Consider the following 11979-nt stretch of genomic DNA (forward strand, 5'->3'; position numbering starts at 1 on the left):
ACCCCCTAAAATAACGAAATGAGGTAATCACTATGAGTATCATGGAAATCAAGCAAGTGGGATATTCCTACGACAATAAAAAGAAAGTCTTAAAAGGCGTCAACGCCGAAATGGAGCAGGGCAAGCTCTACGCCATCCTGGGGCCTTCCGGCTGCGGCAAGACCACCCTGCTCTCCCTGATCGGCGGGCTGGACAGCCCCGGCAGCGGCCAGATCTATTTTGACGGGCAGGATATTGCCAAGACGGGCCTTTCCGACCATCGGAAAAATCATGTGTCCTTTATCTTCCAGGCATACAACTTAATCGACTACCTGACCCCCGCAGAGAATGTGTCGCTGACTTCCAAACTGCCGCCGCTGCCCATTTTGGAGCGCTTGGGGTTGACGAAAGAGGAATCGAAGCGCAATGTGCTGAAACTCTCCGGCGGCCAGCAGCAGCGGGTGGCCATCGCCCGTGCCCTGGCAAGCGAGGCCCCGGTGATCCTGGCTGACGAGCCTACCGGCAATCTTGACGAGGACACCGCCCAGGACATTACCGAGATCCTCAAAGAGAGCGCCCACAAGATGAACAAGTGTGTGGTAGTCGTCACCCACTCCAATGAGCTGGCGAAGCAGGCCGATGTAGTGTTCCGGCTGAAAAAGGGTGAGCTGCAGGTGCTGGAGCGCGTTCAAGATGGAGCCGCCCAGCCCCAATCCCGCAGAAACAACGCTCCCCGCAGTGAAAGGAGGGCGCATTGATGGAGATGGACAGCAATCCAATCACAAAGCCCTCGAAAAAAGGAGCTATCCTTTCCGCAGTTTTTTATGCTCTTGCGGTGGTGCTGCTGATTACAGCTTTTGTCTCCTTGGCAGCCTGCCATCAAAATATCACCCGGCAGCTTGAGCAGGGTGTCCCTGTGCAGGGAAATGAACTGGCCATTGTGAATCTCTATCTTACAAGCTGTGTGCAGTATTTCGCCTTTGCCGCCGCCATGGTGTTTTGCGGCAAGGCTGCCCGCAGGGTGCTGGCGCTCAAGAACGAAGCGCCGGTACGGGTCACTCCCTATATGCTCAATCCCCCGGCAGAGGCCACCGGTTCCGATTATACCGATGAGGTGGAGCCGGAGGATGACGATACGGATTTTGAGGCTTGGGGATTCCGGGAAAAGGAAGAATAAATAAAAAAGACACGCCGGCGGGCTTGCAGAGCAGCAAGCCCTCGGCCATGTCTTGAAAACAGGAGAATGGAGGTGATTCCCATGCAGCAAACAGAGTGGGTTTATTGTCCCGTCTGCGGGAATAAAACCCGTGATCGAATCAGGGAGGATACGGTTTTAATCAATTATCCTCTCTACTGCCCAAAGTGCAAACGAGAGAGCTTGATTCAGGCGAAACAACTACATATCGTTGTCATCAAAGAGCCAGACGCATAGACGCAGAGCCGATGAACCTGTGAGAATTTTCCACGGACATCGGCTCTTTTTTACTCTTTGGGCTGGCTGTCCAAGGCTGCCCTAACTGTCGCCTTGATGATCTGCATAGAACGCTCGTCGCAGTTATACAGCATACGGACCAGGCTTTCCATTTCAGAATCCTCAATCTGCTTTTCTGGGAAGAAAATCTGATCGGGTAAAATGGACAGCTCCCGAATCAGCTTGTAGAGGATGTCATAGCTGGGCTTTTTGCCTTCGTTCTCAATACGATATATAAATCTTTCGCCTACTCCGACTTTGGCGGCCAGATCTTCGACCGTAATATCTGCTTTTATGCGGGCATTCTTGATGATCTCACCAAGCGTTTCATGTTTACTCTGCACCTACAGTTCACCTCTCTTTCTATTTTACAGATTTATGCCAGATTTATAATGGCATAGCAGTTCAAATTTTAGAGAACTGACAGTGCAGAGAAAAGTGAACTGATCCGAATTGCATAGATGGCCCTGCCAATAAAAAAACGAGGTTTTGGCAGGGTGGTTTGTCATGCCCATCCCTCCAGACCACGTTTTGGCCTGGAGGGATATTTCATGCGTTGGTCATCCTGCGCACCGCTGCTCATTAGAAGCAGCGAGTATGATTCTATGTCGTAGGCCGCCTGCTTGACGGTGTACGGTCAAAAAAACTTCCCGTTTTTCAACGGGATATTATGCCCTTCATACTGAACCATCATGCCATGATTTACACGAACTAAAAAGTAGCGCACTTGCTGTTGGGGCTGTTGTCCCATTCTGCAGGTGCGTTTTTCTATATAGAGGAACCCCATCATTTCCACGTTGTAGGGGGCCGCCGACCAGTCTGAATTTCTCGCAATTCAGACTGATCGGAGGTAAAACAGCGTGGACGCTGATAAAAAAAGAATATGGATTCGCGGCCAATTTGTCGAGGTCACGGATGAAGTGTATCGGGCCTATATGCAGGGCGACCGGAAAATGCGCTATTTTGAGAACGATTTGAAAACTGAGCGGTTCGTTCTCGGAAAGGAGGGCCAAGTGGTGCAGATCATCCCCAGCCGCGAAGATTCTTTGGACCGGCTGGAAGATGAAAATGCCCAGCAATTCTCCGATGAGCAGGAAAGCGTGGAGAGCGTGGTGCTTCACAAGATGGAAGTGGACAGGTTACATACCGCGCTTTCCCTGCTGGCCCCAGAGGAACGTGCGCTGATTCAGGCACTGTTCTTTGAGGAAAAGACGGAACGGCAATACGCAGACGAGCTTGGCGTATACCGCAATGCTGTTCATGTTCGGAAAATGAAGGTCCTTAAAAAGTTGAAACTCTTATTGGAGGACTAAATTAAACCAAATAAGGAACCTCTTGCTTTGATAATGCGGGAGGTTCCTTTTATATCGTTTATACTTATTTTTCATATTCTTATTTAGGCGTTCATGTTTCTTGACTTGTATTCTTCGAATGAGCGAAGTATAATGAGTACTGGAGGTATGTGCAATGGATTATATGACTTTAAGAGAGGCCGGCGAGAAATGGGGAATTTCTCCACGGCAGATCAATTATTATTGCTCCGAGGGACGCATTCCGGGAGCTGAAAAAATGGGAACGGTTTGGCTAATACCCAAAGATGCCAAAAAGCCGGTGGACGGCAGGACAAAACAAGGGAGGGCTTTGAAACATGAATAGTGTTTTGATTATAGACGATGACAAGGAACTTTGTACCTTGATGAAGAAATGCGTGGAACAGGAAAACTTATCCGCGGTGGTGGCGTATGGCGGGTTAGAGGGCCTACGGCTGCTGGAAGAAAACAAAGATATTTGTTCCCTGATTATTCTGGATGTGATGATGCCGGATATGGACGGCTTTCAGGTTTTGCAGAAAATCCGGGAGAAATATAATGTGCCAGTGCTGATGCTAACCGCCAAATGCGATGAGGAAGATAAGGTTTCCGGCCTGCGGCTGGGGGCAGACGATTACCTGACAAAGCCTTTCAGCATTAACGAGCTGATGGCTCGTGTCAATTCCCTGATCCGGCGCTATACCACCTTAAATCCTGTGATTGGGAACGAGGCCGCCACAATGTTGCTGAAAGATATGGTAATTGATAAAGTCAATCGGACGGTGACTGTCCAAAATCTCTCGGTAGAGCTGACCGGCAAGGAATTTGACCTGCTTCTGTTTCTGGCGTCCAATAAAGGCCGGGTATTTACCAAGAAGCAGATTTACACGCAGGTATGGGCAGAGGAATATGCCTTTGACGACAGCAACATCATGTCCTTTATCAGCAAACTACGGAAGAAAATCGAGCCAAATCCAGAACAGCCGTTTTATATCCAGACTGTCCGGGGTGTGGGGTATCGGTTCAATAAGGAGGCATGAGCATGGAGATGAACCTTTATCTGCTTCTGGCCTTATTGGTTGCCCTGCTGGTGATCGGCTACCTTTTGGCAAAACTTCACCGCGTCCGGGGCCAGCTTTCCCTTATCAAAGATGCCCTGACGGATATAAAGAACGGGAACCTGAACCGCCGTGTGCTGGCGCGGGAAAGCGACCTGACGAAGCAGATCTGTTATGACATCAACGAGATTGCCATGAGCAGCCAATCCCGGCTTATCCAGCAGAAGCAATCCGAGCAGGCTTATAAGCGGCTCATGACAAGTCTTTCCCATGATGTAAAAACCCCTCTTGCCTCTCTGGTAGGCTATTTAGAGGCCGTGGAAAGTAAGATGGTGACGGGAGCCGAGCAGGAAGAATATATTCGGGTGGCAACGGAGAAAGCCTACCATCTGAAAGATTTTGTAACAGCCCTATTTGAATGGGTGAAACTGGATGCCGGGGAACAGATTTTTCATTTTGAGCTTTGCGACTTAAACGAGCTTTCCCGCGACATTATGGCCGATTGGGTGCCGATGCTGGAAAGCCATAATCTTTCCTATGAAATTGAGATACCTGAAACAGAATACATGACAAGGCTTGACCCCACCGCTTATACCCGTATTCTCAATAACCTGCTGCAAAATATCCTGACGCACAGCAACGCAAGGCAAGTGTCCCTGACATTGACCGAAACAGAGCAACAGGCCAAAATCATGGTGGCCGATAACGGGAAAGGGATTTCCGCCGCTGATCTCCCCCATATCTTTGAACGGATGTATCAATGCGACCACTCCCGATCTGCCAAAGGGAACGGGCTGGGCCTCTCCATTGCTAAGGAACTGGTAAGCGTCCATAAAGGAACCATTACAGCAGCCAGTGTCCCAGGAGACGGCACAACCTTTACCATCATACTTCCGAAAGCCCTGTGACCGCGCAGGGCTTTCTTGCGTTCAAAGCAAGGTTAAAACAAGATTTCGGCAAGGTTACGGCAAGGTTCGTGCTTTATACTGGTCTTGTGGTTGGAGATGCCGGTATTGCAATCACGGCATTACCACACGGAAAGCGAGGAAATAAGTATGAGCGATTATTTGATCGAAACAAGACAACTGACAAAAACTTATGGAGATCAGACTGTCGTAAAAAATGTTGATCTTCATGTGAAAAGAGGGCGTATCTACGGCTTGCTGGGCCGCAATGGAGCCGGAAAAACCACCATTATGAAAATGATTTTGGGCCTTACGCCAATCACTTCCGGCGAAGTGGATGTGTTTGGCCAGAACATCAAGGGCCATGAGAAACGCATTTATCCCCGAATTGGGGCCATCATTGAAACACCGGGGTTTTACCCTAATCTGACCGGCACTGAAAATCTTGAAATTTTCGCAAAGCTACGCGGGACGCCCAGCCCCAATGCCGTCAAGAACGCACTGGAAGTTGTGGGGCTTCCTTACCGAGACAAAAAGCTGTTCAGCAAGTATTCTCTTGGCATGAAGCAGCGACTCGGCATTGCCAATGCCATCTTGCATGACCCGGAGCTTTTGATCCTCGACGAGCCGACCAATGGGCTTGACCCTATCGGCATTGCGGAGATGCGTGACTTTATCAAACATCTAAGTGTGGAACGCGGAAAGACCATTTTAATTTCCAGCCATATCCTTTCCGAAATCGCGCTTCTGGCGGACGATATTGGCATTATTGACCACGGAGCGTTGTTAGTGGAAAATACCATGAAAGCCTTGGAAAAGATAAATCGGAAGTATATTCTGCTCCGTGTGAGTGATATGCCCAAAGCCATGCTGATTTTGGAACAAGAATTTCGCGTGACGGATTTTGATATGTACGATGGGCACACATTATGTATCTATGACACTTCTCTGGATATGGGAGCAGTCAACAAAGCTCTTGTTATGCACGATGTGTCCGTTATCAGTTCCCAGCTCTGTAATGATACTTTGGAGGACTATTTCAAAAGAATTACAGGGGGTGAGGGAATTGCTTAATTTGGTTCAGACAGAATTTTTGAAACTGCGGCGCAAGAAAATGGTTTGGTTTATGCTGCTGGCTGCGTTTATCATGCCGTTTTTCTCTTTTGTCTATTACAACTATTTTGAGGCGAGCGGTATTGACCCGGTAGCGTTTTACAAGCTGGCCGCCTTTGGATATACCCCCTTTATCATCCTTCCCTTTGTGCTGGGCGTATTTTGTGTTGTGCTGATGCACGATGAAAACCGCTATGATATGCTCAAACAGCTTTGGATTGTCCCTGTCAGTAAAATGGGATATTTTTTCAGCAAGTTTATTGTTGTGTTGATCTATTCCATTGTTTTCATGCTGATTTCGGCGGTGGCTACGGTTCTATTCAGTGTTTTGCCCGGATTTGTCGCTTTTGAGTGGCAGAGTGTTGGATTTTTGGCAGAAAGGTGTTTGGAGATTGGCGTATTGACCGCTTTTGCTGTTATGCCGATTTTAGCCCTTGCCGCTTCAAAAAAGGGCTATATTTTTCCCGTTTGCATGACGCTGCTTTATGTATTTCTCGGCTTTTTTATCACGTCAATCAGTATGTACCTGCATCCTGTGTCCAGCATTTCCGTTATCATTGCAAGAAGCGGAAATATTCAGGGACTTGCTTTCGCACAGAATATCAATGTCCCGCTGGCGTTGTTCTGTATCTTTATTTGGGATGCGCTGTCTGTGCTATTTGCTGCTTTTTCGCTTCGCAAGAGAAAGTGAGGTGATTTGATGCGAAAAATGCTTTGGGCGGAATGGAGAAAACTTCGCCGTTCCAGTATCATCTTGCTTACTGTCTTTGCAACTGTATTGATTGCGGTCATTGTGCTGGTAGCGGGACGGGAAACAACCGTTGATGGGTTTTATTTGAGTGATGCAGGCTGGTACATGACAATGGTGCAACCGTGGGCTACCATGTTTGTTCTGCCTGCCATCGTTGCAATGCTCGGAAGTTATATGATTTGCCGGGAGGAACAAGACGACACCTTGAAATCATTGTTGCTGATCCCCGTGAATGAAACTACATTGACCGCAGCAAAAATGATTGTGACCTTTGTAATTAGCATTTTGATTTATTTATTGCTTTTTGCAATTACCTTTTCCGTAGAATTGGTTTTGCATCATACCGATCTATCTGTGGGAATGGTACTATCCTTTTTTAAGAGTTATCTGTTAGAGGGCATTGGTGTCTTTTTAGCGGTATCTCCAATTATTGCGTTAGTGTCCTATACCAAAAAGAGCTATTGGCTGGCTTTGCTGCTGGCAGAAATTTATTCTTTCGCTGGGCTGTTTATGAGTATGTCCAGCCTGACGAAAACATTTTATCCCATTACTGCCTTGCTGGGGGTAGCGGGGTATTATGAGACGACAACCACCAATCTGTTTGAAAGCCTATTTGTGTTGCTATTATGCGGCTGTTTGGCTGCGCTCATATTGGTATGTCATCAACGCAGCGGAAAGGAGAAAAAATATCATGGCAAATAAACTTCGTAGATCAAGAGATAATCGGTGGATTGCCGGTGTCTGTGGGGGTATTGCTGAATATTTCGGCCTTTCTCCGAAGATTGTGCGTATTATCTGCGCCCTATTGATTATGGTGTATGGAAGCGGGCTGATGCTTTACATTATACTGGCAATCTTTATACCAAAAGAGGCGGCGCGTTAAGTGAAATTTGGCGGCCTAACATGAGAGGTATTGAATGAAAAAACGCATAGTCATTGTACTTTTAGTTGTTGCTTTACTGGCTGTTTCAATGCAGCATTACAGAGAAAACCATCCACGTTCTGATGATTCAAAAGGTATGGTGGAGCGACTGACAGAATGGGCCGATAAACTCGGCTTGTACTAAAAATAGGTTTATAACTTCAACCTGCCGGACGACGGCAAAAGAAAAAAGCCGTCGTACAGCAGCTCTTTTGACACGCCCATACAATCAGCGGCGGCTTTGACAAAATCAAGGCCGCCGTTCTCTTTGCCCTCATACTGACGACGCCCTGACGCTGGCGGGATCGGCGGCCCACGGAGGGAGCCGCCATGAAGCAAAAAGCGTTTCGACATAATGCGACAGAGCGCAGGCTGTCAAAAAAGTCGCTTGCTGTTCACCGTGGCTTTACGCCTTTCATACTGAACCGTCATGCCATGATTTATACGAACTAAAAAGAAACGCACTTGCTGTTGGGGCTGTTGTCCCATTCTGCAGGTGCGTTTTTCTATATAGAGGAACCCCATCATTCCCACGTTGTAGGGGGCCGCCCGACCAGTCTGAATTTCTCGCAATTCAGACTGATCGGAGGTAAAACAGCGTGGACGCTGATAAAAAGAGAATATGGATTCGCGGCCAATTTGTCGAGGTCACGGATGAAGTGTACCGGGCCTATATGCAGGGCGACCGGAAAATGCGCTATTTTGAGAACGATTTGAAAACCGAGCGGTTCGTTCTCGGAAAGGAGGGCCAAGTGGTGCAGATCATCCCCAGCCGCGAAGATTCTTTGGACCGGCTGGTGGATGAAAATGCCCAGCAATTCTCCGATGAGCAGGAAAGCGTGGAGAGCGTGGTGCTTCACAAGCTGGAAGTGGACAGGCTACATACCGCGCTTTCCCTGCTTACCCCAGAAGAACGTGCGCTGATCCAGGCGCTGTTCTTTGAGGAAAAGACAGAACGGCAATATGCAGACGAGCTTGGCGTGTACCGCAATGCTGTTCATGTTCGGAAAATCAAGGTCCTCAAAAAGCTCAAGTCTTTGTTGGAAGGCTCCATAGAGAAACCCTGATTATCCCAAAGAGCCTATAAATACGGGAAAATCCCTGACCCGGATACCCCTGCCGGGCCGGGGATTTTGCTTGTTGGGGCATATCCCAGAACTCCTGTTCTCGTCCGACAAATTTACAATTCATCTATTCCTAAAAGTGGCCCGTCATAGTATAATGAAGTCGGCAACACTATTTGTTTTGAAAACGAGAAAAATCCACTGATTTCTGTGGTTGCAACCGCCCGTTGCGGAAAAGAAACCGCAATTTGGTGGTGTGCTATCGGTAAAAATCGTATACTGGTAGCGAAAGGAGGACACCGATATGACCTTCGGGGAAAAAATACAAAAGCTGAGGAAAGAGGCTGGACTATCACAGGAGGACCTATCCTACCAGTTGGGCGTATCCAGACAGGCTATCAGCAAATGGGAGCGTGACAACGGCTACCCGGAAACAGAAAAGATTGTTCGCATGAGTAAAATTTTTAATGTGACACTTGACTATTTATTGAATGATGAGGGTACACAGACACCAGAACCTGCTGCGGAACAAGGAATATATGTAAGCCGGGAAATGGCAGATGGTTTCCTTTTGTATCAAAAACGGAAATATCTTAAAATTGCGATTGCCATAGGTGTCATGGTTGGAAGTCTTGCACTCTCGTTTATGCTTTCGGATATTTCCATGCTTCTGTTTATGCTGATATTGATTGCGGGGATTGTTCTCCTATTATCTGTCAAATTAACAGATAATCCATATAGAAAACTCTGGAAGGAGCCACTACTATTTGACAAGACCGTAAAGGCGGAATTAAATACAGTATACGCAGAGAAAAAGAAATTCCTTCAACTATTTAACTTAATCGGAATTGCCTTAATTGCATTGGGCTTTCTGTTTTTTCCCTTAATTGTTCCGGCAGAATTACTCTTTGCAGATACGATTGCTTTAGCTGCGGGAATGATTGCTGCAGGAATTGGAACATTTTTATGTATTTATATGTCTGGCCTTGTTCGTGCCTATCGGCTATTGATTATGAATGAAGCCTATCAGCAGAAAAGAAAGTGAGGATATTATGAAAAAAATATTGGTTACATTAGTGGCAATACTGGCACTCCTTTGTGGCTGTCAAGCCAACGAAAATACAAATGCTTCCGATTATGGAGATGATATTTCAAAGGCGCAGGAAATAGCTGTTATCTCTCCTGATACAGCGGAAGTTATTGATACGATTACTGATACAGAGGAAATAGAAGATTTTGTTTCGGCGCTGGATTTAGACCAATGGGAATTAAAAACGCTGCCAGATGAAGCGTCTGAAATTGGTTCTTTTGGATTAGCACAAGAGGAAACAATCAAACTGGGGCAGACGGACACCGATGGAACGCTATATGATATTGCTACCATCACCCTATACAATGGAGCTTATATCAGTTTTGAAATTGGCGGGTTCGATATGACTTTTGAAGTGAGTGAGGACACGGCTGATTATTTGAATGGATATTTTGAATAACATTGGTTGGAATGGCAGTAGGTACTACGATGAATTCCGTTAGTTAGAGAAGGAGGATTCGTGGGGGCCATCATCTGGCCACCTTAATTTGTACTTTCAAAACTGAATACCAGTCGCCCACCGGCGGCACCACCGAGCAGGAAATCTTGAAACAGGTTCCCTGCTTTTCTTATGCCGTTTTCAAGAAAGAGGACTGCTGATGGTATCAGAATACGTAACCGTCAAACCTCCGGGCGTATAAAAAAGGCCGCCACCTCAGCGGCCAGGCATTGAGATGGCGGTCAGGGATTCCATTAGATTTTAGCTTCTGCATTCCTTCGGTGCATTCACAGGGAGGAAAAATTCCGGCCAATCCTCATCCTTTTGGCTCTGTTCAGGTGCATTGTGGAGAAGCCAAACCAGATAGCGGTAAGGATCCAGGTCGTTCTCCTTTGCGGTCTCAATCAGACTGTAAATCACAGCGCTGGACTGGGCCCCGGCCGGGGTATTGGAGAATAGCCAATTCTTCCTGCCCATCACAAAGGGCTTTATGCTGCGCTCTGCGCGGTTGTTGGACAGCTCCAGCCTCCCGTCCTCCAGATAGCGCACCAGATAAGGCCACTGTTCTCGCAGATAGTGCAACGCCTTGCCCAGGGCAGACTTGGGCGCCGTCTTGGCACTGGCATCCTCAGCCCACGCCAACAGAGCGTCCAGAATTGGTTTTTCCAGTTCCAAACGCTTGTTGTATCGTTCTTCTGCTGTCAACTCAGAAAGGGTTTCCTCCAGCTGAAACAGCTTGGTACAATAGCACTCGCCAACTGCCGCCGGAGAACCCTGCCGTTTTTCCTTGGGCAGTGTCTGCAGTGCCTCGTCAAATTTTCTCCTGGCGTGGGCCCAGCAGCCCACCACCCGGATCTTCTCCGGCAGTTTGTGGTAGCCCTGGTAGCCGTCCGCGTGGAGCCATCCGGAGAAGTCCTTGAGAAAAGCTTGGGCATGCTCCGCCTTCCGGCTGGGCTGGTACTCATACAGCACAATGGGCTGTTTGGCACAGCCGCTGGTCCGGTAGAGCCACATATAGGACTTGCTTGTAGAAGTCCTGCCCGGTTCCTTCAGCACCTGCAGTGTGGTTTCGTCCCCGTGCAGTACGCTTTCTTGGCACAGCTTCCGGTGCAGTGCGTCATACACAGGCCGCAGCCAGGTGTCTGAGGCCTGCAGGATCCAGTTGGCCATGGTCTGCCGGGACAGCTTCAGCCCCTGCCTCTGAAACTCCTGCTCCAGACGGTACAGCGGCGAGTACATGACAAATTTCTGGGTCATAATGTGGGCCGCTGCTTCCGGAGAGGCAAAACTGCCAGGGCAGAATGTGGGCTTTTTGGGTGTCTTTCGGAGATTTCCTTCCCCCGTTTCCGCCTCGCACTGCTTGCAGGCGTAGGTGTAGTACACATCTTCCTGAATCCAGAACCGGGCCGGTTCCATCTTCAGGCTCCGGCGGACTTCTTTCCCGATCTCCTCCATCACCGAGCCGCAGGTATCGCAGATGCGTTCCTCTTCGGAAAGCCGGTGCTCCACCACTTCCGTGGGGGTTCCTTCCGGCACAATGTCCAGCACATTGCCGCTCTGCCGTTTCCGGGCGTGGGCTTTCACCTTCACCTGCTCCGCTGTGGCATTCTTGGTCCCATAGGCATAGGCTTCCGCCTCATTGGCCATGAGAGACAGCTGGTCCATAAGGCCCTCTTGGAGCCGCTCGGAGGACGCGCCAAACTGACGCTTCTTGGCAAGTCCAAGCTGCTCCAGAAGCCATTGGTTCTGGAGCTTTAACTCAGTCAATTGTGCCTGCTGAGATTCATATTCCTCCCGTGAGAGGGTCACTATTTCCGGGTTGTTTGTGGCTGTGTTCTTCTTGTTTTCCATGGGAAAATCATACCACAAAACAGTCT

General features: G+C 48.3%; 17 protein-coding genes. 15 read left to right on the plus strand and 2 right to left on the minus strand.

Annotated features, from left to right (window positions below):
• Positions 1-32: 32 nt before the first annotated feature.
• From B5E64_RS12105 to B5E64_RS12115, 3 genes are all read left to right on the plus strand, one after another.
• Complete coding sequence (locus B5E64_RS12105; RefSeq protein ID WP_087168758.1) at positions 33-737, plus strand: ABC transporter ATP-binding protein; 705 nt, start codon at positions 33-35, stop codon at positions 735-737.
• Entirely contained in the window at positions 737-1156 is a 420-nt protein-coding gene (locus B5E64_RS12110) for a hypothetical protein (RefSeq protein ID WP_242960179.1), read from the plus strand. The genes B5E64_RS12105 and B5E64_RS12110 overlap by 1 nt, the downstream gene beginning before the upstream one ends.
• Positions 1157-1237: 81 nt before the next feature.
• Positions 1238-1411, plus strand: a complete 174-nt coding sequence (locus B5E64_RS12115) for a cysteine-rich KTR domain-containing protein (protein WP_058966900.1) — start codon at positions 1238-1240, stop codon at positions 1409-1411.
• Between the two features lie 50 nt (positions 1412-1461).
• Here the strand turns inward: B5E64_RS12115 and B5E64_RS12120 are convergent, their stop codons facing one another.
• On the minus strand, positions 1462-1794 hold the full coding sequence (locus tag B5E64_RS12120) for a helix-turn-helix transcriptional regulator (protein WP_087168760.1): 333 nt from the start codon (positions 1792-1794) through the stop codon (positions 1462-1464).
• 516 nt (positions 1795-2310) lie between these two features.
• Between B5E64_RS12120 and B5E64_RS12125 the strand changes: the two genes are divergently transcribed.
• The 12 genes from B5E64_RS12125 to B5E64_RS12175 all read left to right on the plus strand — a co-directional run bounded on the left by B5E64_RS12125 (position 2311) and on the right by B5E64_RS12175 (position 10063).
• Entirely contained in the window at positions 2311-2763 is a 453-nt protein-coding gene (locus B5E64_RS12125) for a sigma-70 family RNA polymerase sigma factor (RefSeq protein WP_087168761.1), read from the plus strand.
• 154 nt (positions 2764-2917) lie between these two features.
• The gene (locus B5E64_RS12130) at positions 2918-3106 is read left to right on the plus strand and encodes a helix-turn-helix domain-containing protein (protein WP_075877473.1); all 189 of its coding nucleotides are present in this window, start codon (positions 2918-2920) and stop codon (positions 3104-3106) included.
• Positions 3099-3800: a response regulator transcription factor gene (locus tag B5E64_RS12135; RefSeq protein WP_087168762.1), complete on the plus strand. Its 702-nt coding sequence runs from the start codon at positions 3099-3101 to the stop codon at positions 3798-3800. Before B5E64_RS12130 ends, B5E64_RS12135 begins: the two co-directional genes overlap by 8 nt.
• Before the next feature lie 2 nt (positions 3801-3802).
• Positions 3803-4726, plus strand: a complete 924-nt coding sequence (locus B5E64_RS12140) for a HAMP domain-containing sensor histidine kinase (RefSeq protein WP_087168763.1) — start codon at positions 3803-3805, stop codon at positions 4724-4726.
• A gap of 147 nt (positions 4727-4873) precedes the next feature.
• Complete coding sequence (locus B5E64_RS12145; RefSeq protein WP_087168764.1) at positions 4874-5797, plus strand: ABC transporter ATP-binding protein; 924 nt, start codon at positions 4874-4876, stop codon at positions 5795-5797.
• A complete protein-coding gene (locus B5E64_RS12150; RefSeq protein ID WP_343284065.1) occupies positions 5742-6527 on the plus strand; it encodes an ABC transporter permease in 786 nt (261 codons plus the stop codon). The genes B5E64_RS12145 and B5E64_RS12150 overlap by 56 nt, the downstream gene beginning before the upstream one ends.
• 9 nt (positions 6528-6536) lie before the next feature.
• Entirely contained in the window at positions 6537-7289 is a 753-nt protein-coding gene (locus tag B5E64_RS12155) for an ABC transporter permease (protein ID WP_087168766.1), read from the plus strand.
• The gene (locus B5E64_RS12160; protein WP_087168767.1) at positions 7279-7470 is read left to right on the plus strand and encodes a PspC domain-containing protein; all 192 of its coding nucleotides are present in this window, start codon (positions 7279-7281) and stop codon (positions 7468-7470) included. Before B5E64_RS12155 ends, B5E64_RS12160 begins: the two co-directional genes overlap by 11 nt.
• 34 nt (positions 7471-7504) lie before the next feature.
• A complete protein-coding gene (locus tag B5E64_RS18060) occupies positions 7505-7654 on the plus strand; it encodes a hypothetical protein (RefSeq protein WP_162610185.1) in 150 nt (49 codons plus the stop codon).
• Between the two features lie 454 nt (positions 7655-8108).
• A complete protein-coding gene (locus B5E64_RS12165) occupies positions 8109-8576 on the plus strand; it encodes a sigma factor-like helix-turn-helix DNA-binding protein (protein ID WP_087168768.1) in 468 nt (155 codons plus the stop codon).
• Positions 8577-8877: 301 nt separating this feature from the next.
• Positions 8878-9618, plus strand: coding sequence for a helix-turn-helix transcriptional regulator (locus B5E64_RS12170; protein ID WP_087168769.1), 741 nt, complete (start codon positions 8878-8880; stop codon positions 9616-9618).
• 7 nt (positions 9619-9625) lie between these two features.
• Positions 9626-10063, plus strand: a complete 438-nt coding sequence (locus tag B5E64_RS12175) for a hypothetical protein (RefSeq protein WP_087168770.1) — start codon at positions 9626-9628, stop codon at positions 10061-10063.
• Positions 10064-10363: 300 nt separating this feature from the next.
• Here the strand turns inward: B5E64_RS12175 and B5E64_RS12180 are convergent, their stop codons facing one another.
• Positions 10364-11869 carry an IS66 family transposase gene (locus tag B5E64_RS12180; protein WP_162610186.1) on the minus strand — a complete coding sequence of 502 codons (1506 nt, stop codon included), beginning with the start codon at positions 11867-11869 and terminating at the stop codon, positions 10364-10366.
• Between the last annotated feature and the right edge of the window lie 110 nt (positions 11870-11979).

The organism is Drancourtella sp. An12, assembly GCF_002160935.1.
GTDB classification, from domain to species: domain Bacteria; phylum Bacillota; class Clostridia; order Lachnospirales; family Lachnospiraceae; genus Sellimonas; species Sellimonas catena.

Coding starts and splice junctions, on each gene's coding strand:
- B5E64_RS12130 (WP_075877473.1), top strand. CDS start 2,918: ATGGATTATATGACTTTAAGAGAGGCCGGCGAGAAATGGGGAATTTCT.
- B5E64_RS18060 (WP_162610185.1), top strand. CDS start 7,505: ATGAAAAAACGCATAGTCATTGTACTTTTAGTTGTTGCTTTACTGGCT.
- B5E64_RS12150 (WP_343284065.1), top strand. CDS start 5,742: ATGATACTTTGGAGGACTATTTCAAAAGAATTACAGGGGGTGAGGGAA.
- B5E64_RS12110 (WP_242960179.1), top strand. CDS start 737: ATGGAGATGGACAGCAATCCAATCACAAAGCCCTCGAAAAAAGGAGCT.
- B5E64_RS12140 (WP_087168763.1), top strand. CDS start 3,803: ATGGAGATGAACCTTTATCTGCTTCTGGCCTTATTGGTTGCCCTGCTG.
- B5E64_RS12160 (WP_087168767.1), top strand. CDS start 7,279: ATGGCAAATAAACTTCGTAGATCAAGAGATAATCGGTGGATTGCCGGT.
- B5E64_RS12155 (WP_087168766.1), top strand. CDS start 6,537: ATGCGAAAAATGCTTTGGGCGGAATGGAGAAAACTTCGCCGTTCCAGT.
- B5E64_RS12105 (WP_087168758.1), top strand. CDS start 33: ATGAGTATCATGGAAATCAAGCAAGTGGGATATTCCTACGACAATAAA.
- B5E64_RS12145 (WP_087168764.1), top strand. CDS start 4,874: ATGAGCGATTATTTGATCGAAACAAGACAACTGACAAAAACTTATGGA.
- B5E64_RS12115 (WP_058966900.1), top strand. CDS start 1,238: ATGCAGCAAACAGAGTGGGTTTATTGTCCCGTCTGCGGGAATAAAACC.
- B5E64_RS12170 (WP_087168769.1), top strand. CDS start 8,878: ATGACCTTCGGGGAAAAAATACAAAAGCTGAGGAAAGAGGCTGGACTA.
- B5E64_RS12175 (WP_087168770.1), top strand. CDS start 9,626: ATGAAAAAAATATTGGTTACATTAGTGGCAATACTGGCACTCCTTTGT.
- B5E64_RS12135 (WP_087168762.1), top strand. CDS start 3,099: ATGAATAGTGTTTTGATTATAGACGATGACAAGGAACTTTGTACCTTG.